This window comes from Polynucleobacter corsicus (assembly GCF_018688255.1).
GTDB lineage: Bacteria > Pseudomonadota > Gammaproteobacteria > Burkholderiales > Burkholderiaceae > Polynucleobacter > Polynucleobacter corsicus.
The window spans coordinates 323090-345801 of the sequence record NZ_CP061314.1; the positions used below are offsets into that span (position 1 = coordinate 323090).

At 45.2% G+C, this 22712-nt stretch carries 27 protein-coding genes; 15 read left to right on the forward strand and 12 right to left on the reverse strand.

Annotated elements, in window-relative coordinates; translation table 11 throughout:
• Position 1 precedes the first annotated feature (1 nt).
• Positions 2–499, reverse strand: a complete 498-nt coding sequence (locus C2747_RS01805; RefSeq protein ID WP_215332005.1) for a (2Fe-2S)-binding protein — start codon at positions 497–499, stop codon at positions 2–4.
• 350 nt (positions 500–849) lie between these two features.
• On the opposite strand from C2747_RS01805, the gene C2747_RS01810 reads away from it, so the two are divergent.
• Positions 850–1095, forward strand: coding sequence for a hypothetical protein (locus C2747_RS01810; RefSeq protein WP_215332006.1), 246 nt, complete (start codon positions 850–852; stop codon positions 1093–1095).
• A gap of 8 nt (positions 1096–1103) precedes the next feature.
• Here the strand turns inward: C2747_RS01810 and C2747_RS01815 are convergent, their stop codons facing one another.
• The 6 genes from C2747_RS01815 to C2747_RS01840 form a co-directional block, all read right to left on the reverse strand.
• Complete coding sequence (locus C2747_RS01815; RefSeq protein WP_251374793.1) at positions 1104–1469, reverse strand: type II toxin-antitoxin system death-on-curing family toxin; 366 nt, start codon at positions 1467–1469, stop codon at positions 1104–1106.
• Positions 1469–1699 carry a hypothetical protein gene (locus C2747_RS01820; RefSeq protein ID WP_215332007.1) on the reverse strand — a complete coding sequence of 77 codons (231 nt, stop codon included), beginning with the start codon at positions 1697–1699 and terminating at the stop codon, positions 1469–1471. The genes C2747_RS01815 and C2747_RS01820 overlap by 1 nt, the downstream gene beginning before the upstream one ends.
• 82 nt (positions 1700–1781) lie before the next feature.
• Complete coding sequence (locus tag C2747_RS01825; protein WP_215332008.1) at positions 1782–2153, reverse strand: hypothetical protein; 372 nt, start codon at positions 2151–2153, stop codon at positions 1782–1784.
• A gap of 27 nt (positions 2154–2180) precedes the next feature.
• The gene (locus C2747_RS01830; protein WP_215332009.1) at positions 2181–2408 is read right to left on the reverse strand and encodes a hypothetical protein; all 228 of its coding nucleotides are present in this window, start codon (positions 2406–2408) and stop codon (positions 2181–2183) included.
• 27 nt (positions 2409–2435) lie between these two features.
• Positions 2436–3344, reverse strand: a complete 909-nt coding sequence (locus C2747_RS01835) for an amidohydrolase family protein (protein WP_215332010.1) — start codon at positions 3342–3344, stop codon at positions 2436–2438.
• 14 nt (positions 3345–3358) lie between these two features.
• Positions 3359–4366: a Bug family tripartite tricarboxylate transporter substrate binding protein gene (locus C2747_RS01840; RefSeq protein ID WP_215332011.1), complete on the reverse strand. Its 1008-nt coding sequence runs from the start codon at positions 4364–4366 to the stop codon at positions 3359–3361.
• A 117-nt stretch (positions 4367–4483) separates the two neighbouring features.
• Between C2747_RS01840 and pcaD the strand changes: the two genes are divergently transcribed.
• The 7 genes from pcaD to C2747_RS01875 all read left to right on the forward strand — a co-directional run bounded on the left by pcaD (position 4484) and on the right by C2747_RS01875 (position 11352).
• Positions 4484–5299: a 3-oxoadipate enol-lactonase gene (gene pcaD / locus C2747_RS01845; RefSeq protein ID WP_215332012.1), complete on the forward strand. Its 816-nt coding sequence runs from the start codon at positions 4484–4486 to the stop codon at positions 5297–5299.
• 8 nt (positions 5300–5307) lie between these two features.
• A complete protein-coding gene (locus C2747_RS01850; protein ID WP_215332013.1) occupies positions 5308–5886 on the forward strand; it encodes an HdeD family acid-resistance protein in 579 nt (192 codons plus the stop codon).
• Between the two features lie 30 nt (positions 5887–5916).
• Entirely contained in the window at positions 5917–6108 is a 192-nt protein-coding gene (locus C2747_RS01855; RefSeq protein WP_215332014.1) for a hypothetical protein, read from the forward strand.
• A gap of 58 nt (positions 6109–6166) precedes the next feature.
• Complete coding sequence (locus C2747_RS01860) at positions 6167–8293, forward strand: TonB-dependent receptor (RefSeq protein WP_215332015.1); 2127 nt, start codon at positions 6167–6169, stop codon at positions 8291–8293.
• Positions 8294–8423: 130 nt separating this feature from the next.
• On the forward strand, positions 8424–9644 hold the full coding sequence (locus tag C2747_RS01865; RefSeq protein WP_251374794.1) for a PQQ-dependent sugar dehydrogenase: 1221 nt from the start codon (positions 8424–8426) through the stop codon (positions 9642–9644).
• A complete protein-coding gene (locus tag C2747_RS01870; protein ID WP_215332016.1) occupies positions 9641–10240 on the forward strand; it encodes a c-type cytochrome in 600 nt (199 codons plus the stop codon). Before C2747_RS01865 ends, C2747_RS01870 begins: the two co-directional genes overlap by 4 nt.
• Before the next feature lie 26 nt (positions 10241–10266).
• Positions 10267–11352, forward strand: a complete 1086-nt coding sequence (locus C2747_RS01875; protein ID WP_215332017.1) for an acyltransferase family protein — start codon at positions 10267–10269, stop codon at positions 11350–11352.
• Between the two features lie 9 nt (positions 11353–11361).
• Here the strand turns inward: C2747_RS01875 and yjgA are convergent, their stop codons facing one another.
• Genes yjgA through C2747_RS01890 form a run of 3 tightly spaced genes read right to left on the reverse strand, consistent with a single transcriptional unit; the run spans position 11362 to position 12581 of the window.
• Positions 11362–11889 (reverse strand): ribosome biogenesis factor YjgA, encoded by a 528-nt coding sequence (gene yjgA / locus C2747_RS01880; protein ID WP_215332018.1) that lies wholly within the window; start codon positions 11887–11889, stop codon positions 11362–11364.
• Between the two features lie 31 nt (positions 11890–11920).
• On the reverse strand, positions 11921–12226 hold the full coding sequence (locus C2747_RS01885) for a helix-turn-helix domain-containing protein (protein WP_251374795.1): 306 nt from the start codon (positions 12224–12226) through the stop codon (positions 11921–11923).
• Positions 12227–12278: 52 nt separating this feature from the next.
• Positions 12279–12581 (reverse strand): type II toxin-antitoxin system RelE/ParE family toxin, encoded by a 303-nt coding sequence (locus tag C2747_RS01890; protein ID WP_215332020.1) that lies wholly within the window; start codon positions 12579–12581, stop codon positions 12279–12281.
• A 120-nt stretch (positions 12582–12701) separates the two neighbouring features.
• Here C2747_RS01890 and C2747_RS01895 point away from each other — a divergent pair, with 120 nt between their 5' ends.
• The 6 genes from C2747_RS01895 to C2747_RS01920 all read left to right on the forward strand — a co-directional run bounded on the left by C2747_RS01895 (position 12702) and on the right by C2747_RS01920 (position 20303).
• Positions 12702–14333: a GMC family oxidoreductase gene (locus tag C2747_RS01895; RefSeq protein ID WP_215332021.1), complete on the forward strand. Its 1632-nt coding sequence runs from the start codon at positions 12702–12704 to the stop codon at positions 14331–14333.
• Positions 14326–15255, forward strand: a complete 930-nt coding sequence (locus C2747_RS01900; protein ID WP_251374796.1) for an EamA family transporter — start codon at positions 14326–14328, stop codon at positions 15253–15255. The genes C2747_RS01895 and C2747_RS01900 overlap by 8 nt, the downstream gene beginning before the upstream one ends.
• Positions 15256–15400: 145 nt before the next feature.
• Positions 15401–16585 carry an ABC transporter substrate-binding protein gene (locus C2747_RS01905; protein ID WP_215332022.1) on the forward strand — a complete coding sequence of 395 codons (1185 nt, stop codon included), beginning with the start codon at positions 15401–15403 and terminating at the stop codon, positions 16583–16585.
• Positions 16586–16733: 148 nt separating this feature from the next.
• The gene (locus C2747_RS01910) at positions 16734–17612 is read left to right on the forward strand and encodes a branched-chain amino acid ABC transporter permease (protein WP_215332023.1); all 879 of its coding nucleotides are present in this window, start codon (positions 16734–16736) and stop codon (positions 17610–17612) included.
• Between the two features lie 2 nt (positions 17613–17614).
• Positions 17615–19543: a branched-chain amino acid ABC transporter ATP-binding protein/permease gene (locus tag C2747_RS01915; protein ID WP_215333035.1), complete on the forward strand. Its 1929-nt coding sequence runs from the start codon at positions 17615–17617 to the stop codon at positions 19541–19543.
• Between the two features lie 31 nt (positions 19544–19574).
• Positions 19575–20303, forward strand: coding sequence for an ABC transporter ATP-binding protein (locus tag C2747_RS01920; protein WP_215332024.1), 729 nt, complete (start codon positions 19575–19577; stop codon positions 20301–20303).
• Positions 20304–20382: 79 nt separating this feature from the next.
• Here the strand turns inward: C2747_RS01920 and C2747_RS01925 are convergent, their stop codons facing one another.
• On the reverse strand, positions 20383–20880 hold the full coding sequence (locus C2747_RS01925; protein ID WP_215332025.1) for a hypothetical protein: 498 nt from the start codon (positions 20878–20880) through the stop codon (positions 20383–20385).
• A gap of 68 nt (positions 20881–20948) precedes the next feature.
• Positions 20949–21773 carry a sulfite exporter TauE/SafE family protein gene (locus C2747_RS01930; protein ID WP_215332026.1) on the reverse strand — a complete coding sequence of 275 codons (825 nt, stop codon included), beginning with the start codon at positions 21771–21773 and terminating at the stop codon, positions 20949–20951.
• Positions 21774–21839: 66 nt separating this feature from the next.
• Here C2747_RS01930 and C2747_RS01935 point away from each other — a divergent pair, with 66 nt between their 5' ends.
• A complete protein-coding gene (locus tag C2747_RS01935; RefSeq protein ID WP_215332027.1) occupies positions 21840–22712 on the forward strand; it encodes an MBL fold metallo-hydrolase in 873 nt (290 codons plus the stop codon).

Below are 22712 nucleotides of genomic sequence, written 5' to 3' on the forward strand. Positions count from 1 at the left end.
CTTAGCCGCGTGTTGCAGGAGATGCGTCGTACTGAGCCAGTACTTCTGCTAGTTTCTTCTGACCAGAAGCAACATGAATCCCGTCACGAATCTTTTGATAGGTACCACAGCGACAGAGATTGCTCATGGCACTATCTATATCAGCATCAGTAGGCTTCGGAATTCTCTTCAGTAGAGCGGCAGCAGCCATCACCTGTCCAGATTGGCAATAACCGCACTGGGGTACATCAAGAGCAATCCAGGCTTGTTGCACTGGATGCGTATTATTTTTAGAGAGCGCCTCAATGGTCGTAACCTTAGCTGTACCCACTGCAGATACTGGTAATGAGCAAGAGCGCACGGGTTCACCATTGAGGTAAACCGTACAAGCACCACACTGAGCCACACCACATCCATACTTCGTTCCGGTAAGGCCTACTTCTTCACGAATAGCCCATAGTAAGGGCATGGTTGGCTCGACATCAATATTGTGAATCTTGCCATTAACTGATAGCTGCATAAGGATCTCCTCTACTGTTTTGAATTACTTTAAATGATTGTGGAGGATTTGGCACATCTGTAATTGGATATGGCGCAATAAATCCTTTGGTAGCATCATCTTTTTAGTGTTGATGGGTAGATACCCTAATTAATATTTACTTTTTATGACAATAGCCATCTTCAGGATTGCTGGCTCGCTACCAACCTTTTTTATTTCATGGTTTTTTCTAAGAATTAAAATTTCGCTATCAGTATTTTGTGCTGCATTTAATGAAGGAGATCGACATGACGTAACTATTAAAAAGGAGTTTGTTATGTCACGTACATTGAGAAGAAAAAATCAGCAGCATGATTACGATTGAGTTACCAATGTCTAAAATTGATAAGGATGTAGGCGAATTCAATATTGATGGAGCACATATTAGGATTCGAGACTATCTACAGTTAAGAAGCTTGTCATGGCAGCTTGATCACAACATACTTTTAACTGATAAAGAAGCGATAGGGATTTATGAGCGAAACAAGCGCTTCCTCGAGATCCACGAGATTGATGAGCGGGAAAGATTATTAATGCAACGACTCATTGATGAGCATGGAATGGAGCAGTTGCTTTAAAAATTCGTTTATTTGCAGATAGTTCGGAGCCATGCATCAATTTGGTCGAACTTGAGCTCCTGCACTTTGAACATGTGCATTATTTGACGGTAGGCTTCCATCGAATCTGTATTGAGTCTTTTATTATTGATGCGCAAAAAAGTATCCATTGCGGCAAAGGCAATTCTTTTATTGCCATCAATGAAAGGGTGATTAATGATGAGGCTCTCAAACAATGCTGCTGCTTGAGAAATAACATCTGGGTAGTAGCCTGATTGAGGGCGCATTAGCGCCGCCTCAAGACCCGCTTTGTCTCTTAAGCCTGGTGATCCACCAAATCTATTAATCAAGACACCGTGCATCAGCATGATGTCTTGCATGGTAATAAAGAGCATTACTTAGCAAGCTCTTTATATAGATCCTCAAACTCATGCAGGCTTTGTGCAAAGCTTGCCATTACTTGGCGATCGGGGGTTGATACCCCCTTTTTGTTTAAGAAGTCACGAAAGGCCTCATCCAAAACCGCATGAAACTTTTTACCTTCGATATCGGCAATTTGACGCAAGGTATTGAGTATCTCGGGGTTTGCCTGAGAGGAGAATTTGCTTAAGTGAATAGCGCCCATAGATGTATTCCAGTATTTTCATTATTTTTCTTGAAATTTCATGAAAAATCAAGAAATTAGTGAAAATAGCCTAAATTTGGGCTTAAAACTGAACTTCTCTGTAATGTCGATACAGATTGGCGATCGATGCGAAGCCTAGGACCACGATCAGAACAGCAAAAAGGTATTCAATCGTCAGGTAGGTAAAAATACCTGTTTGAATGGCTACTGCTGCCGCAACAAAGGCGGCAATAGCTCCGAAGACTACGAGTTTGAAGTTGGGAATAAAGGCGCCAAGAGTAATGGCAACAAATAGTAGGATGAGTTCAGAAACCAGTTGATCTGCAGTCTGAAAAATTTGATTGGTGAGCTCAGGATTGGTCATCTTTCCTAAGACGGCCAACATCAATATGCTGGCAAGCACTGCAAAGTTCAGCTTCGCTTTATTGAAAAGCGTTTTGAATTGATCATTCACGGCAGGCAGTCTTTATTGGTGAGTTATTTAGGTGTTAGCGCTACCGGTAAACACAAGGCTGATACCAATCCACAAGAGTACGAAGGCAACCAAAATAGTGAAGCCAATCTTTTTAAGGAAATGCTCAAGGGTATCCATGTAAGCTTCATCATTACGACCAAAGTATTGATCAAAGCGTTTCCATACCAAACGACCTACCATCAGCGGAAGTAGCATGGCAACAATGCCGAGAATAATAGTAAGCGTGTTATCCATGGGGTTTGTATTCTTTCTTGCTAATGTCTATTGGGTGCCGATGAAGGCTGGATAGTCATATAGCATACAGGGATTGTCCGAGAGAATCGCTTTTCTAAGCTCTTGATCGGATACCCAAGACCCCAATAGATCACAGAGATCGGCATCATGCGGCATTTGCTTTTTGACCATCACGTGAGGCCAATCACTACCCCAGACTAGTCTCTTACTATTGGCTTTAATTACTTCGTCATTAAATACTCGCATATCTGTATAGGGAAAGTCCCCATCACAAATACGGTAAGGTCCCGTCATTTTGACCCAGGCTTTGTTATTTTTCAGAAGTTCTAGCAGACCCTGAAATCCTTTGTCATGCACACCATACTTTGCATGGGAGTAACCAAAGTGACCAAATACCAAGTCCACCGGAAAGTTGGCAAATGTTCTGGCGAGATCGGGATATTCATTCACGTGGGCGAGTAGTTCTAAATGCCAGCCAAAAGGTTGGATGCGTTTGGCGATTGCGGTTAATTCGTCAATCGGTAAACCCTTGGATTTATCGGCAACATCCACAACATTGCAACGAATGCCTCTCACACCAGCTTGATGAAGTCTCTCCAGTTCGGAATCTGCAATATTGCTATCGATGACTGCAACTCCACGAAACTTGTTGGGATTCGTGGCAAGTGCTGCGAGCATAGCTCGATTGTCAGTGCCGTAGACGCTGGGCTGAACTAAGACAGCACGATCAACACCCAGCATGCTCAATAAAGATTGATATTGGCTCAGTGTGGCATCAGGCGGAGTGTAGATGCGCTCATCAGCATAAGGAAACTCCAGAGCAGGCCCACATACATGGGCATGACAATCTACCGCCCCAGCAGGAAAGACAATCTGTGGTGATCGAATTTCTGGATCTGGGGCTTTACAGAGGGGGGCAGCGTGAGTGGAGTTCAACTTACTTTAGCTAGTTACTGAGGTTCGATGTTGGCGTCTTTAGCGATCTTCTGATACTTCGCCATTTCTTCGCGCACAAACTTACCGAACTCTTGTGGGCTCATGGGAGTTGCTTTAATACCTTTGGTTTCGTATGCAGTCTTCACCTCAGGACTTTGCATCGCCAAATTAATATCTTGATTAATCTTTTTCACAATTGCTGCTGGTGTGCCAGCCGGTGCCCACACACCAAACCACAGACCAATTTCAAAGTTGGCATAACCTAACTCAGCAATACTTGGGATATCTGGCACGGCAGCATTGCGCGCTTTGCTAGTAACCCCAAGCGCTCTCACTTTGCCACCCTTGAGTTGCCCGATGGCGGTATCTAGTGGCGCCATATAAAAAGCGGTGCGTCCAGCCATCGTATCTTGAATGGCTTCTGGTGATCCTTTGTAAGGAACATGAATAAGCTTGATGCCCATCATTTGATTGAAGTACTCAGCAGCAAGGTGAGTCGAGCTGCCAACACCTGCAGATGCAAAAGTCACCTCACCAGGTTTAGACTTGGCCGCAATGACTAAATCACGAACAGACTGATAAGGACCGTCTGCGGCAGTAATTAAGACATAAGGTGTTTGCCCAAGAATGTCGACATCAACCAAGCTCTTGAGTGGATCGTAAGGCAGCTTTTTATAAATGGCTGGATTGGCCGCGTATGAAGCGGATTGCACCAGCAAGGTGTAGCCATCCGGCTCAGCACTGACCACTGCACCAGTACCGATTAAGCCACCAGCACCAGGACGATTTTCAATAATGACGGATTGTTTCCAGGTTTCCGGAAGGTTTTTGGCAACAATTCTGCCGGCAATGTCAGCACCAGACCCAGTAGTGAGGGGCACAATCATCCTTACTGTTCGATTGGGATAGCTTTGCGCGCTCGCAGCTGTAGAAATCAGGTTGAGGCTAAGCCCCAAGCCAATCAATAAGCTCAACATCCAGTTGCGCTTGAGCAAACGAGGGGATTGCAATACCTTTTGCATCATGTCTCCTAAGTATTTTTATAGTTTCATTGGATAATCTACCATGCTCCTTTTAAGATCGCCATGATCAAGATGGGGTATATACAAATAGCTAAATCAGCCAGAAAGCAGAGATACATGAGCCAAAAACTCGAAAAACAGATCATCAAGGTCAATGGGGTCGATATGGCCTATCGTTTTGATGGCCCTAGTGATGGCCATGTGGTGATGATGGCCAATAGCCTGATGTCGGATTGCAGTATGTGGGATTGGAACGTGCCTGCATTAAGTGATCGTTATCGAGTCCTCCGTTTTGATAAGCGTGGGCACGGCGATTCTGAAACAACGCCAGCGCCCTACAGCATTCCTCAATTGGCGGATGATGCGGTTGCCTTATTGGATGCCTTAAAGATTGATAAAGTACATTTCATCGGGCTGTCGATGGGCGGCATGATTGGTCAGCAGCTTGGTGCTCGCTTTCCGGAGCGTGTTTATTCCCTATCCCTCTGCGACACTGCCAGTGAAATGCCTCCACGGAGTTTGTGGGAGGAGCGTTTTGAACTTGCGCGCAAAGAAGGTATTGCCGGCTTGGTAGATGGCACTATTCAGCGTTGGTTTACTGCCCCATTTATTGCTCGAGCGCCTCAAGATATTGCCAAAGTGCGCGAGATGATTTTGGGTACTGGGGTTGAGGGTTATCTAGGTTGCGCAAGTGCGGTGAGAGATATGGCGCAAACCACCATGCTCTTAAAAATCAAGGCTCCAACACTGATTCTGACAGGGCGTCAGGATCCGGCCTGTACCGTGGACCAAGCCATTGTGCTCAATCGCATGATTGATGGATCTAAGTTGGTCATATTGGAAGATGCTGCACACTTATCTAATATCGAGCAGCCAGAGGTGTTTAATCGCACTGTCCGTGAATTTATTGATACAGTAGATAACACTTTGTAGGAATCCATATGACTGAATTATCTGTAGCTCAAATAAAAGAAATCCGCGCTGCTGTTTTAGGCGCTGCTGCAAAAGTTCCTGGTGCACTCATTGGCATGGGGATACTGTTTATCGCCTTAGGAATGATTGGTGTTGCTGGGCAAACATTATTTTCATTTGTAACAGTAAATATATTGGGTGCATTCTTGATTTTTGGTGGTGTAGTGCAATTTGCTCATGCTCTTAAATCTACTGGCTGGAAGAGTGTTGGCATTCAAATGGTTCTGGCGGTTTTGTATATTGCAGCTGGCGTCTACACCTGGGCCTTTCCGATTCCCGCTCTGGAAGTAATCACCCTCTGGCTTGCCGCAATCTTTTTTGTGACCGGCTTTCTGCGCCTGATCTCCGCCTTTCAGCATCGTCATTTCCGTGAATGGTTCTGGTTGGTGTTGTCTTCTACAATATCTATCTTGATGGGTGTACTTATCATGAATGGCTATCCAGAAAGCAGCCTGTGGTTGCCCGGCTTACTCATTGCAATTGAATTACTTTTGCAAGGTTGGTCATTGCTGTTCTTGGGCTTAGCTGCTCGCTCATTGACGAAGTAATCGCAATATCTATTAAAAAATCTAATTACTATGTCAATGAAAAAAACGGATCTCTATAAAAACCTAGCCCTAACGACTGCGCAGCGCATGAAAAATGCTGCTAAGACGCCCAAGCCGGGTGCTGCAGAGAGTATTGCTAAAACCAAAAAAGAGCTTGCTAGTAGCAATCCTATGCTCGCTTCTTTGATGGGTAATGCTAAGTCAAAGCCGAAATCGAAGTAGTACATCGCTTTATGGACAAGGGGATGTTGCTTTGAGGATAGGGCTATGCCAAAGCGCATTGGTCCTGAGCTTTATTGCGCCAACAGCCCTGGCTCAAATTGCTCCTCCACCTAATTACGATCAACAGTTAGGTGATGTGGTGGTCAACGCCACTCGCTCTGGTACACCTTTGAATCAGATGTCGCTGAACACAACTATTTTGACCAAAGAGGTATTAGAGAGCTCCCCAGATCAAACCATCGATCAGGTGCTAAAAAATGTACCGGGTGTATTTCTGAATGATGTGCCGTACTATCAAAAAGATCCTACGGGCCAGAGTATTAATGTGCGCGGCTTAGGTTATGGGCGCACATTGGTATTGATTGATGGCCTGCCTGCAAACGATGCTTTTTATGGGACTGTTCAGTGGAACTTAGTCCCCATGTCCTCCATTGAGTCGGTTGAATTTGTACGCGGCGGAGTATCGAGTCTGTGGGGTAATTACGGTATGGGTGGTGTTATTAATATCAACACCAAGACGCCCAAGAATAGCTCCCAGGATGTATCTGCTAGTTATGGATCCTTTGGTACTGGAAATATTGCTGCCTCTAAGGACTTAATTGTTTCAGATGCAATGCAGATGCGCTTCTCGGCAGATTATTTCTCGAGTGAGGGTTTTCAAAACTACGCTACGATTTCTCCGGGCTCACCGAGCAATATTAAAAATGGCATGGGTACAGACGCAGTTAAGAATTCTAATGTCCGCCTGCAGAACTATTTCAAGCCAACGCAAGATACCAATGCCTTTTTACGCATGGGCTACAGCACGATGTCTGATTTAAGTAATAACTATGCAATAGCGCCTAATTTAATTCAAACGGCGGATGTTGCCGCAGGCTCAACAACACAATTAGATGTGGATAAAAAGACTCAGGTCAACGTGTATTACCAAGCAACGAACTTTTATAAGCAGACTGCGAATAATTTAAGTGCTGCGCCGTACAAGCCATACGTTAATGCAAACTATACAGATCCTTACTCTACTGTAGGTGCCTCGGCTCAGTACACTCATGATTTAAAGGCTGCAGGAATTGATCAATACATCATTGGTGTTGATGCAAGAAATATCTCTGCATCCAATCAAACGAATAACTTATCTACGGCCGGCGCTGTAAGCTCTGTAAGCTATGCACAGGGGCAGCAAAATTTTTATGGCCTCTTAGGGCAAATTAAATCAAGTGCCAGTAGCATTCCTCTTGAAGCTACCTTGGGGGCGCGCATTGATCAGTGGAATAGCCAGATCCCAAGTGCATACAACGCCGGTGCAGGTGGTTCTAGTCCCCAATATCAAGTCATTCCTAATCAAAGCAAAACTCAATTAAGCCCTTCGCTTGGGCTGCTCTATAAGGCAAATAACAATTGGGATTTGCGAAGTGCGGCCTATCAAGCTTTTCATGCGCCTAGTATGAATAACACATTACGTAGCTATGGAAACTCTGTTAGCGGCTACTCTTTAGCAAATCCGAATTTAACTCCTGAAACAATGACGGGCTACGAGGTGGGAACGGACTACCGCTGGAAAAGTGGATTTGCTCAGTTAACGGCGTTTAATAATTACATTCAAAATGCCATTACCAGTTATAAGATCACTAGCGCAAATTGGGCATTTGCAAGCAGCCTCTGTACAACATCAGGCTTATCGGGTTGCTCAGCTACTAGTTCGTCTTCTGGCTACACCAATGTAAGTTACTACACCAACCAGCAAAACTTGCTGAGCCGTGGTGTTGAACTGCAATATCACCATGACCTCAATGCGCAATGGGCATTGGATGGTGGTTACAGCTACACGAGCACAATTCTGACTTGGAGCGCTACTACGGACCCCATCAATACGCAGGTAGGCGGCGTTCCTAAAAATATGGCTAACGCCGGAATTACTTACTACCCAATTCCTCAAGCAAGCCTTAGTACTACAGTGCGTTATGTCGGTAACTCTTGGATGTCTACCGGCACTTTGCCGGTACCCGCTTATGCCGTTGTAGGCTTAAGAGCTAATTATCAACTCACGCAACAAGCCTCAGTCTTTGCCTCAGTAGTCAATTTATTTAACCGTCAATACGTGACTTTTAATATTGCTAGTCAGGCATCTGCTTACCAAGCGGGAATGCCGCAGGCTATTACTGTAGGCGCGCGGGTAACTTTCTAGAATTTGGTGCAGTGCAGTAGTTAGTGGTTTTATGTGAATGTATTTAAAATGCTTTAGGATTTGATGAAACGTAAATAGCAATCAATAACAATAAGTTAAAAACAAGAGCAATAAAACGGGAGACGTATCTATGAAATTGAAAACCATTCATTCTTTGATGTTCGTTGCGGGTATTGCGGCAGCCACTTTGGCGAGTGCGCAAGCGCCAGCTCCAGCACCAGCAATTCCGCCGACTTGGGCGCAGGGTAGAACTGCTGATGGCATGAACCCCTCTTTGTCGCCAAACCCACCTGGTATTTCTGCGCTACCTGCAGATGAAATTCCAGTGAGCAAGTTAAAGGTACCAGCAGGCTTTAAGATTGAATTGTGGGCATCAGGCATGCCTAATGGTCGTTCAATGACTGAGTCTCCAAACGGTACTGTGTTTGTCGGCACACGCTTTACAGGTAATGTGTATGCGGTAGTGACTAAAGATGGTAAACGGGAAGTGAAGACTATCGCCAAAGGTTTACATCGTCCAAACGGCGTAGCGTTTACCAATGGCTCACTCTATGTTGCTGAACTCTCCCGAATTATTCGTTATGACAATATCGAGCAGAACTTAGATAACCCACCAGCACCAGTAGTGGTGTTTGATGCACTACCTAAGGATGAGCCACACGGTTGGAAGTTTATGAAACTCAGTCCTGACGGACAGTATTTGTATTTCCAAATTGGTACGCCAGCAAATATCGTTGTGCCACCTTCAACTCATGCAACGATTGTTCGTTTGAATCTCAAGACCAATATCTTGGAAACTGTAGCAACTGGTGTTCGTAACAGTGTTGGTATGGATTTCCAGCCTGGCACAAAAGAACTTTGGTTTACTAATAACGCCCGCGATTGGGTTGCTGAAGATAAGCCAAACGACACACTGAATCGTTTAGTGCGCCCTAAGGGAATGAACTTTGGTTATCCTCATTGCCATCAAGGCGACTTCTTAGATCCGGAGTTTGGTAAAGGCCGATCATGTGATGAGTTTGATAAGCCTGTTTATAACTTAGGCGCTCACGTAGCTGCTTTGGGTATGCGTTTTTATAACGGCAAGCAATTCCCGGCAGACTACAAAGGTAATATCTTTATCGCTGAGCATGGCTCATGGAATAAAACACAACGCGTAGGCTATCAAGTGGTGCGTGTTGTATTGGATTCTAAGAACAAGGTTGTGAAGTCAGAGCCGTTTGTGACCGGTTGGTTAGACGGCGATAAGTTCTGGGGTCGTCCAGTAGACGTGCAGATGCTCAAAGACGGTTCTATGTTGGTTTCAGATGATGAGACTGGCGCAATCTTCCGCGTGTCATACGGCAAATGAAACTGATCTCTATCACTAAGGCCATCCTCGGGGTGGCCTTTTTTACTTCCTTAATTTTGTCGGTCAATGTATCTGCTGCGCCACCGGATGCTGTAGCAGGCAAAGTAAAAGCCCAAACGTGTTTAGCTTGTCATGGCGAAAATGGTATTGGTATTTCGCCAGAGATTCCGAATCTTGCAGCACAGCCGGCGCTATCAATTACCTATCAGCTGATTCAGTTTCGTGGGCAACAGCGTAAGGGTGGGGCAATGGAGGCTCTAGCAATGCCGCTAAGCGATCAAGATATGCGGGATATTGCCGCCTACTACTCTGTATTACCTCCACCTCCTGCCAAGTCTGGTAACACTGACAAGATTGCAAAGGGTCAGCAAATTGCTGGTGCACAGTATTGCAATTCATGTCATGGGGCTCAGCTCCAGGGGCAAAAACATATAGCCCGTTTAGCGGGGCAGTCTCACGAGTACATCGTGGCTCAATTAAAAAATATTCGTTCAGGTAGCCGTATTGATATGGATGGAACTATGGGTAGCGCCGCGCGTGGTTTGAGTGATGATGATATTGAGGCTTTAGCTGCTTATGCGGCTTCGCTAAACTAAGCACTTATCTTTATATCGATTGACTCTTGCAAGCGAAAGTACACCAAGGCAATAAGCTTTTAATTGACCTCCTTAAGGTAATTGCAGCTCTGTTAATCATTCTGCACCACCTATCGAGTTATGGCCAGATGGCGGTAGATGCGCGCTCAGTATTACCAGGCCTAATGACATGGCTCTTTGAGTACGGTCGTTATGCTGTACAAATCTTTCTAGTGATGGCTGGGTATTTAGCAACCCAGTCACTCGCGCGATTTGCGAATGCAAAATTCAGCAGCCAGAATTTACTGCGGATCATCATTAATCGCTATTTGCGCTTGTTTGCCCCTTACATTGCCGCTTTAGCTTTTACGATTCTCTGTGCTTGGATTGCGCGCTTTTGGGTTAACGATGAATTCGTTGGTGAGCAAGAAACATTGGGGCAATTTTTAGCCCACTTATTTTTCTTGCAAGGTATCTTAGGCTTAGATTCGATCTCTGCTGGGGCCTGGTATGTAGCGATTGACTGGCAGCTCTACTCAGTTTTGGCTGTATTGCTCATTTCTTTTTCTTCTTATCAGGCTCTAATATGGCTGATCAGCATTGTTATTGTGAGCTCTTTGCTCTACTTCAATCGTTCGGCACAATACGAGGCCTACTTCATTTATTTCATTGGCTCCTATGGTCTTGGTGTGGTGGCTTATCTTGCGAAGAACTTTTCCGATAAGAAGATTCAAGTCTTGGCCAAGTTTGTACTGATTGCAATTGGAGTGATTATTGCGATCTCCACATTGCATCAAGTGTGGTTACGAAATTTCTTGGCTTGGTTTGTAGCCCTACTATTATTTGTGTGGGGTAATGTGAGTTATTCAGACTTAAAACCTGCAAGCTCAAAAGTAAAAGTATTTGTATTGCGCTTTATTGCTTGGGCGAGCCCGCGATCTTATTGTGCTTTTTTAATTCACTTTGCATTTATCTTGCTAACAAACGCGCTTTATATTGCCTCTGGAATGCATGCCCACGAGAGTGGCCTGATTGCGATTGGCTTAATGTTGGGAGTCGTGGTGTGCAGCACTATTGCCGCCAACTACCTGTATCGCTGGGTAGAAATTCCCTCGGCAAAGCTGAAGATCTAAAGCAAAAACTTAAATCCCCATATCCTTTAAGACGCGAAAGATTTCTCGATAAGCCTTAGGAGGTTTATTGGTTTCTTTTTCTTTGCGAGCATTACGGATGAGGGTGCGCATATTCTGAATATCCATATCAGGATATTGCTCAATCATCTTCGTGAAAGTTTCGTCATTGGCAATCAGGCGATCGCGATACGACTCCAGATGGTGGAGCTTTGCAGTCTCTGCCTTGCTAACGCCTTGGATGGCATCTAAACGTTTGTTAATGGCATCCAACTCTTCTTCATCCAAAAAGCGCATGAGTTTGCCAAGGTATTGCTTATGACGACGGATTGCCTCAAAACTCTTAATCTTGTTTGTTTCCGCAATGGAGGCCTTAATAGCCTCATCCATTGGTATGGACTTTAAGGCATCGCTACTGAGCGCCGCTAAAACTTCGGCCAGCTTTTGGCGCTCAGTCATCAAGCGCTTTAGCTCGGATTTGCTGGGCCCATCATCAAGATCATCTTTCTTGGGGGTGCGGTTCTTTTCGTTGACATGCATATTGTTATTTTAGACGGGTATTGAACTTTAATTATTCTTTATTGATTTTCTGTTTTAGTAGCTTCAGATCGGCGCTAGAAAATAACTGGCTTCTTCCAATGATTGATGTAGGCTTCAATCTGCCGGACTGTACATATCTTCGTAAAGTGGGAAGCGAGATTTCTAAAAACTCTGCGGCCTCTTCCGCTGAAAATGTAGCATTTCTAAGATGTCCAAATACTTGCTCATGCGTATATTCAGTCTCTTGGAAGGCATTTATTGCAACTAAAGAGAAAAATTTAATGCGTTCTTTCGAGGGCATTTTTTGCACATGAGCAAAAAGATCCTCTGCGTTCATGAATTGAGTCATATATAGACCTCACTTTCTGTATTGGAATGGCTTGAAGTTGTCATTTAAGTCGAATCGATTTTTTTAATTGAGTATAAAAATTTTCATGAGGTCCTATTTGGCAAAATTTAATCCAAGTTATTTCTATTGCACCTGCCAAATGATCAAATTGGTATGCCATTAAATATTCTTGTGCGTTAAAGCGAAATTTATAAACAAATACACCCTGAAGGTCCCCTTGCTTTTGTTGGCCTATCTTAGGGTTATCGCAAACTTCAGCGACCCTGATTTCAATTACTAACTGCAAAGGCTTGGAAGCCTTTTTTACAAACTGGGTAAAAGCTTTTTTAAAGGTAGTTCTCATGATCTAATGTTAGATCAATAATGATTCTATATCAAATCAACAAAAGTGACAAGAATTACTTGATTCGTTGGGATGGTGAATAATGAGTGCAGTACTCCAAATACATTTAAATACAGAGACATGACTCAAGCCTCTTCACAAAACACCTACGACTACATCATCATCGGCGCTGGCAGCGCAGGCTGCATGCTGGCTAAGCGCCTGACTGAGAATCCCGCTAAACGGGTTCTCTTGATTGAGGCTGGTAAGAATGACAACTACATCTGGATACATATACCAGTGGGTTACTTATATTGCATCGATAACCCAAGAGCGGATTGGCGTTTTAAGACTGCTGCTGAAAAAGGTCTCAACGGACGCTCACTGCTATATCCACGCGGTCGGGTTTTAGGTGGCTGCTCATCTATCAACGGCATGATCTATATGCGTGGTCAAGAAGGTGATTACGCATCTTGGGTTAAAGCAACTGGTGATGACTCTTGGTCTTGGCAAAACGCATTGCGTCGTTACAAATCATTCGAGGATTATCACGGCCCCGCCAATCAGTGGCATGGCAAAGGTGGTGAGTGGACGGTGTCTAAGCAGCGTTTGCGTTGGCCCATCATGGATGTTTTTAAAAAGGCTGCAGTAGAGGCAGGCATTCCAGCATCAGATGACTTTAACCAGGGCGATAACTTTGGGGTGGGTTACTTTGATGTGAGTCAGCGCAAAGGTTGGCGCCTAAATACTTCAAAAGCATTTTTGCGTGATGCTGCTAAGCGATCTAACCTCACTGTCCTTACTGAAGCGATGGTCAATAAATTGTTGATTGATCCAAGCTCTAAAAATTGCTATGGTGTTCAATATATTAAGGATGGCAAAACTATTGATGTGCATTGCACCGCCAATCAAGGTGAAGTGATTCTGAGTGCAGGCGCCATTGGTAGTGTGCAGGTTCTAGAGCGCTCGGGCGTTGGGTCAGCTGCGCATCTCAATAAGCTGGGCATCCCCGTCATTGCAGATTTACCAGGCGTAGGCGAGAACTTGCAAGACCATTTGCAATTGCGCATGATCTACAAAGTCAATGGCATTAAGACTCTCAATACCAAAGCGAACTCCTTGCTTGGCAAGCTATTCATCGGCATGGAGTACGTGCTCAAGCGCTCTGGCCCGATGTCAATGGCCCCCTCACAGTTAGGCGCATTTGCGTATAGCTCACCAGATCAGCCTTCTGCTAATTTGGAATATCACGTTCAACCACTCTCACTTGAAAAGTTCGGCGAAGATTTGCATTCTTTTAATGCGATTACTGCCAGTGTTTGTAACGTGCGCCCAACATCTCGCGGTAGTGTGCACATCAGCTCGATTGACCCAGAGGTGCCGCCAGTCATTGCACCAAATTATTTATCTACATCCGAAGATCGCAAAGTTGCCGCCGACTCATTGCGCCTCACACGCAAGATTGTGGAAAGTCCAGCACTGAAGCCCTACACACCTGATGAGTACAAGCCGGGCAAACAATATCAAAGTGATGAAGAACTCATCAAAGCTGCTGGGGATATTGGTACGACAATTTTTCATCCAGTGGGCACCTGCAAGATGGGGCGCGATGATGATCCGATGGCAGTATTGGATTCGCAACTACGAGTTCGGGGTATTCAACATCTGAGAGTGGTGGATGCATCTGCAATGCCAACAATTACTTCAGGCAATACTGCAGCTCCGACCATGATGATTGCGCAACGCGCTGTTGAACTGCTTACTGGTGAGTAATTCAAAAACATCAGGCAGTACACAGTTGCATCCTGGGCTTCCTGCAAGCCACTTGTTATTAGCGCTCGCCATCGTTGCCGTATGGGGCACAAACTTTGTAGTCATTAAGATTTCTCTCGATAGCTTTCCACCATTTTTCTTTGCAGCGCTGCGATACATTTTTGCTTTATTGCCAGTAGTATTTTTTATGCCTAAACCCAAGGTCTCTTGGATTAACCTGTGTATTTATGGTTTAGCAACTGGGGTAGGGCAGTTCGGCGTGATGTACTTTGCGATTGATGGGCGTATCTCTCCTGGGCTTGCATCATTAGTTATTCAGACGCAGGTATTTTTTACGATTGGCTTTGCGATGTTCTTCGCTAAAGAGGGTCTTAGGCTGTATCAGGCAGTGGCTGTAGCGGTGGCGATGACGGGTTTGGTCATTATTGCCTTGCACACCGATGCCGCGACAACTTTCCTAGGTCTTGCATTAGTAGTCTTTGCCGGATTCTCCTGGGGGGTTGCCAATACAGTGAGTCGCAGGGCTGGTGCCATCAATATGTTGTCTTATGTGGTTTGGGCGAGCGCTTTCTCAATCCCTCCCTTGCTTATCCTTTCCCTCATTTTTGAGGGTGGTTTCACCCATTTATGGGAAATTACCTTATTAGCGCCCATAGGGGCTTGGATTGGAGTGCTCTGGCAGGCATGGGCTAATACTCTCTTTGGCTATGCTGCTTGGGGCTGGTTGCTCTCAAAGCACCCGGCAGCTGTGGTGGCTCCCGCCCCCCTATTAGTACCTATCTTTGGAATGGGGGCATCAGCCTTTTTCTTGGGCGAGGCCCTGCCAGGCTGGAAAATCATGGCTGCGGGCCTCGTAATTGCTGGTTTAGTGGTAAATCTTTTCTGGCCTGCATTACGGGAGCGAAGTCGTCATTTTTTTTAAAACGACTTTTACCACTAGAGGCTAATGTAAAACCCTAATACAAAACCCTTTTTTTGCCTCTACATTGACTGTAAGATAGATATTCGTCTTAAGTTGTGTCCAAAATAGAACTTATTTAATTAGCACTTTTAGTCATGGAGACTTTATGAACATTCGTCGTCACATTTTTGCGGTAGCTGCTGCTGCAATGTTTACAACCGGCGCTTACGCTGCCGATATTAAGCTTGGTGTTTCAGGTCCATTTACTGGCGGCTCAGCTTCCATGGGCGTGAGTATGCGTGATGGCGTGCGTTTAGCTGCCAAAGAAATTAACGCAGCAGGTGGCGTCAATGGCAATAAGCTCGTATTAGTAGAGCGCGATGATGAGGCTAAGAATGAGCGTGGCGTGCAAATTGCACAAGAATTAATTAACAATGAAAAAGTGGTTGCTACTTTAGGTTTCATTAATACTGGCGTTGCTTTGGCTTCACAGCGCTTTTATCAAGACGCTAAGATTCCAGTAATGAATAACGTGGCGACTGGAACTTTAATTACGAAGCAATTTCCTAATGCTCCAGAAAATTATGTTTTCCGCAATGCTGCACCTGATGTGATTCAAGCCCCAATGATCGCTAAAGAGGCGGTTGAGAAGCGTGGCCTGAAGAAAGTTGCGATTTTGGCTGACTCTACAAACTACGGTCAATTGGGTCGTGAGGATTTAGAGAAAGCGTTGAAAGGCTATGGCGTAACTCCTGTAGCTACTGAGAAGTTCAACATCGGCGACGTCGATATGACCTCACAATTGCTCAAGGCAAAAAATGCTGGTGCTGATGTGATTTTGACTTACGCAATTGGACCTGAGTTGGCGCAGATTGCTAACGGTATGGCGAAATTGGGTTGGAAAAAGCCAATTATTGGCTCTTGGACGCTCTCCATGGCCAGCTTCATTGATACAGCCGGTAAGAACGGTAACGGCGCAACCATGCCAGAGACTTTTATTCAGCAGCCTGCTACGACTCCAAAGCGTAAAGTATTCGTTGATACTTACCTAAAGGAGTTCAAGCCAAAAAATGGCATTATTGCTTCTCCTGTGTCGGCAGCTCAAGGTTACGACTCCGTATACCTCTTGGCTGCAGCCATTAAACAGGCCAATAGCACTGAGGGACCAAAGATTTTGGCAGCATTGCAAGATCTGAAAACTCCGGTTGATGGTGTTGTAATGACTTACAACAAGCCATTCTCAGCAGCAGACCATGAGGCAATTAGGGCAAAGGATGTAGTAATGGGTGTGGTAGAAAACGGCAAGGTTGAGTTCTTGAATGCGGAAGACGCAATTGTCAAGAAGAAGTAATTCAGACCCAAAAAAGCACGTAATAGCCTTACTTATTTTGCACTGCAACATCTGTTAGATCAAAACGCCGCCTGCTGGGCGGCGTTTTGCTTACAATGTCAGATTCATCAATAAAACAGTTTCAGGTATTTTTTTTGGGCCAATAAAAATGGACATGCTTGCACAAATCCTCTCAAGTGGTATCGCGGTGGGGATGATCTACGCGGTGATCGCTTTCGGTTTCCAGCTGACTTTTGCCACCTCAGGCACATTAAATTTCGGTCAAGGCGAGGCCTTAATGTTGGGCGCTTTAGTTGGCCTTACCTGCGTTGACATGCTAGGTATGAACTACTGGCTCATGATTCCAATCGTCTGTCTTTTCGGGATGGTGCAAGGTGGTTTCGTTGAGCTGATTGGTGTGCGCCCTGCGATTAAGATTAAGTCTGAGTTCGGGTGGATTATGTCCACTATCGCGCTGGGCATTATTTTCAAAAACGTCGCTGAAAACATTTGGGGTCGTGATGCCTTGCCATTTCCATCCCCGCTGCCAATGGAGCCAATGGAATTCCTTGGGGCTAACATTTTGCCAATGGAAATCTTGGTGGTAGTTGGTGCCTTAGTCATGATGTTGTTGGTGGAGTTCTTTAACCGTAAAACAATTTACGGTAAAGCGGTAGTCGCAACGGCAAACGATCGCGATGCTGCCGGCTTAATGGGTATTAACACCAGCCTGGTAATTACCTTCTCATATGCGCTGTCATCCTTAACCGCTGCCTTTGCAGGTGTTCTGATTGCGCCATTGACATTAACGGGCGCTGCTATGGGTGGCGCTTTGGGTTTAAAAGCATTTGCAGTAGCCATTATTGGCGGCCTCTCAAGCGGTATGGGAATCATTGTGGGTGGTTTGATTCTGGGAATTGTTGAGACTGCTACAGGCTTTTATATTTCTACTGGCTATAAAGATGTGCCAGGTTTGATCTTGCTCTTATTGGTGCTTGCATACAAACCATCAGGCCTCTTTGGTAAATCTGCAATTAAGAAAGTTTAATGATGAAATTGAAGTCTCTATTACCTCTATTAATTGCGATCCTAGGGTTATTTTGTTTACCCCTATTTATTCACAACCCTTATTACATTCACTTAGCAGAAACTATTCTGATCTATACCATCCTGTTGTTTGGTTTGGATATCGTGGTGGGTTATGTGGGTCAGGTTTCCTTAGGGCACGCAGCTCTATTCGGAATCGGCTCCTACACCGCTGGTGTGCTGTTCTTCCATTTTGGTATGCCAATTTGGGTCACCTTGCCAGCTTCAGTAGTAGTTACGGCTGCTTTTGGCGGTGTCTTGGCGCTTCCAGCGCTCAAAGTGATCGGCCCTTATTTGGCGATGGTGACTTTAGCCTTTGGAACAATCGCGCAAATCTTAATTAACGAGATGACTTGGTTGACCGAGGGCCCACTGGGTATCAAGATTCCAAAGCCAGAGCTCTTAGGCGTTCCAATGACGAAGGCTGAGTTCTTCTGGTTGGTCTCGATTGTCCTAATACTTTCTTTGATTGTGGTTGATCGCTTTGTGAAATCACAAATGGGGCGTGCTTTTGAGGCCTTACGTGATAGTCCAATTGCTTGCGACTGTATGGGTGTGTCTGTATATCGCTTTAAGGTGATTGCATTTGTAATCAGCGCCGGCTTTGCTGGCTTAGCTGGCTGCTTGTACGCCTATTCTGAGCAATACATATCACCCAATACCTACAACAACGAACTTGCTGTTCTATTCCTGCTTGGCATCATTATGGGTGGACGTAAGTCACGCCTTGGGGCAGTGATTGGTGCCGCCATTATTGTGTTGTTGCCAAAACTTTTGGATGACATTAACTTGTTCCGGATTGTTGCCTCTGTCATTGCAATCGTGGTCGTAGCTGGTGCTGCCATGGCTTTGTCGAAGCGGGTAACTACATTACGCCGAGTTGCCGTTCCAATCGCAGGAGTGGTGGGTTTAGCGGCGTTCTCATTCTGGCTCAATAGCATTTCAGATTGGCGTTTGAGTATCTTCGGCTTTATGATTTTGTTGGTGGTGTACTACCTCCAAAACGGTATTGTTGGATTTGCAAAGAGCTTCTACCAATCAATTGCTGGCAAGACTAAAACTACTCGTGGAGATCAAGCTGAAGTAATTGATGATTCTATTAGCTTCATCAGCAAGGTCAGCAATCAAGATACTGGCGCTGAGCTTTTGAAAGTGGACTCCATATTGATGCAGTTCGGTGGTTTGAAAGCATTAAACAATGTTGATCTAAGTATCAAGCGCGGCACTATTCATGGTTTGATTGGCCCTAATGGCTCAGGTAAGAGCACGATGATGAACGTATTGACAGGTATTTATGTGCCTACGGCCGGAAACGTTCTCTATGCTGGTCAAAGCGTGGTTGGTCGTACATCTTCAGACATTGCACTTTCTGGTATTGCTCGCACCTTCCAAAACGTTCAGCTCTTCGGTGAAATGACTGCCATCCAAAATATTTTGGTTGGCCTGCACCACACCTTTAAGTCCAATATGGTGGAGATTGCATTACATCTACCGCGTTACAAGAAAGAAGAAGCCGAAGCACATGCTCGTGCAATGGCGCTTTTGAAGTTTGTTGGCTTAGATGACTTAGCAAATGAAGAGGCGCGTAACCTGCCATACGGTAAGCAACGTCTGTTAGAGATTGCCCGCGCCTTAGCTTTGGATCCAGAGTTGCTCTTGTTGGATGAGCCAGCTGCTGGTTTGACAGCCCCAGATATTAAAGAACTCTTGCGCATTATTCGTAAGATCCGCGATAGCGGTATTACCTTCATCCTGATTGAGCATCATATGGATGTGGTGATGTCAGTATGCGATACCGTTTCTGTATTGGACTTCGGTCAGAAGATTGCAGAAGGTAAACCAGCTGAAGTTCAGGCAGACGAGAAGGTGATTCATGCCTACTTGGGCGCTTAATCACTAGAACCATATTGAATCGGTAAATACCATGTTATCTATTAAGAATCTTGAAGCAGGCTACGGCAAAGTAAAAGTTCTGCACGGCATCAATATTGATGTTCCTAAAGGGCAAGTCATTACTTTGATCGGGTCAAACGGCGCTGGTAAAACAACTACTATGCGTGCCATTACCGGCATGATTAAACCTTCGGCTGGTGAAGTCACCTTGGGCGGCGAAAAAATTGATGGTTACGACTCTCATAAAATCGCACGTCTTGGTTTGGCGCATAGCCCAGAAGGTCGTCGTGTATTTACGACCATGTCTGTGAATGACAATCTCCTGTTGGGTGCATTTCCGCGCTTTACGGGTAGCCGCCCAAAAGGCGACATTAAGAACGATCTCGAGCGATCTCTCGAAATGTTCCCGCGCTTAAAAGAGCGTCGCAATCAATTGGCCGGAACATTGTCAGGTGGTGAGCAACAGATGTTGGCAATGGCTCGTGCTGTGATGCTCAATCCAGAGATTATTCTCTTGGATGAGCCTTCAATGGGCTTGGCACCGATTTTGGTTGAGGAAGTTTTCAGAATTATCTCTAATCTGAAATCACAAGGTGTGACGATGTTACTGGTCGAGCAGTTCGCAGCAGCGGCTTTGAAGGTTGCAGACTACGGTTATGTACTTGAGAACGGTAAGATTGCAACGCATGGCCCAGCGGATAAGTTAATGCATGATCCTGCTGTGAAAGCAGCTTACTTAGGTGGTGCTGGCGGCCACTAAGATCGAGCAGCACCGTGTTGTTCAAAAGCCCTCGAAAGAGGGCTTTTTCTATTGAAGGGCAATCTTGTTACTTTCCCATCTAGTTTTGAAGTAGTTTGATTGCTTCACGTATGAGTAAAGCTCGGTAGCCCATATAGACTGCCACACCTACAAAGCCCAGTAAAAATATCTTGGGCACTAAGGCGCCTTCAGCTACTAATTCTGAGTTGAGAAGTACAACAGCAACTCCCAAGAAGAATAGGGCGCCCAAGCCTAGGGCAATCCAATTTTCATGCTTGCTGACCTGCTGTGTTTTGTTGGTGTAAGCGAGCACTTGAAAGCCATTGTCCTTGGAGTAGCCCGAGACTGTCACGACATCGCCATTGCTCACTATCATTGGTGTCGAAAATTTTGCTTCAACGGCATGATGATCTAAATTAAATGTCGAGATAAAGAAGCGTTGGTAATACACGGATGAGTGATCGTGAGTTGGTTTCTCTGGGTTCACGTACTCTAAGAGTTCGTTGTTGAGATTGCTCACCGTACCGGAGATGCTGCTAACCGAGCTAGTTAAAAAAGAATTGGTTTTAAAAGACATTAGCAGAACCCCCAATAGTACGAGAGAAAAAATCAGAAGAAAAGAGAGAAGGCGAAGTTGGCTACGTTTCACAGATTTAAAGTTAGCGTGCCTTTAATTAGTAGGCTAATAGCAATGATGAGGGTGAAGATCGAGAAAATGAGTTGTGTGTGTGGACCGCTTAATTTTTTACCCAGTAGCAGTCCAATAAATAGTCCACCTAAGGCCGCAATTGCAAAAGGAGCGGCAACGACAATATTTAAGCTACCGCTAACTGCCGAGAATATTGCTCCGCCACCAGTGATGATGGCAAGCACCCCAAGCGAGGTAGCAACGATGGATTTAATAGGTAAGTCGGTATAACGCTTCAGTGCAGGCACGATGATGAAACCACCGCCAACACCAAGGAGGCCAGATAGGAAGCCAGCAATACTACCGGCGAGCATGAGGGCGCGAGCACAGGGCAGGGTCCACTGAAGTTTTCCAATGGCAGGATTGATAAGACAGGGAGGGGGCTTTCTGTTTTCCTCTGGAATGCCCTTAATCTGATTGCGAGCTTGCCTCAACAAACGAATAGCCACAAATAACAAGATGAGGCTGAACAGAATCTGTAAGGGCGCATTCGGAATCTGAGGCGTAAGCCAAAGTCCTAGTGGAGATAGTACTAAACCAAAGATCGCCATAAAACCTGCTGCTTTATAGCGCAAGATCTTATTTTTGAGGCCCAGAATGGCACCAATAGTAGAAGCTAGCGCAACGGCGCATAGCGCAATCGGAGCTGCCTCTGCAATCGGCAGACCCAGGAAGAAAACCAATAGCGGTACAGACAATATCCCGCCACCGGCTCCAGTGAGGCCCATAAGAGTACCTACTAGAGTGCCTAGTGCTGGGCTGATTAAGGAGAAATAGTCCATTGCAATTTATTTTATATTAATATAGTATATAAATATATATATTATTTGTACACTCGAAAGAATTAGTTGACTACAAATCCCGCCCCCTTGATTAAAGATTTTTTTGACCCAGAAACCTGGACCTACACCTATGTGGTTTATGAGTGTGAGGGGGCTCATTGCGTCATCATTGACTCTGTCTTGAACTATGACCCTAAATCAGGCAGGACTAGCACCAAGTCTGCCGATGAGGTGATCGCCTTTGTTAAGAAGCACCAACTTCAAGTGGATTGGATCTTAGAGACCCATGCCCACGCAGATCACTTAAGCGCAGCCCCTTATTTACAAAGTCAATTAGGTGGTAAGTTGGTGATTGGGGATCACATTACCAAAGTGCAGGCAGTATTTAAAGGCGTCTTTAATCTCGATGATCACTTTAAAGCGGACGGCGCTCAATTTGACTATTTGCTCAAAGAGGATGAGTCACTCGCTTTCGGAAATCTCTCCTTAAAGGCACTTTTTGTGCCGGGTCACACACCTGCTTGCATGGCTTATAAAATCGGCGATGCCATCTTCGTGGGCGATACCCTCTTTATGCCCGATGTCGGCACAGCCCGTTGTGATTTCCCGGGTGGTGATGCGAAGATGCTCTATCAATCCATTCAAAAGATTTTGTCTTATCCAGCTCAGACCAAGTTGTATATGTGTCATGACTACCCGCCAAATAATCGACCTGCGACTGGTGTGAGCACTGTTGCCGATGAGAGGGCAAATAATATTCATGTCCATGATGGCATCGGTGAGGAGCAGTTTGTGCAGATGCGTACAGCTCGAGATAAAACTTTAGAGATGCCAACACTCATTTTGCCGTCCATTCAGGTCAATATACGTGCTGGACATTTTCCTGAGGCCGATAGCAATGGAGTTGCTTATTTAAAAATTCCTTTGAATGCGCTCTGA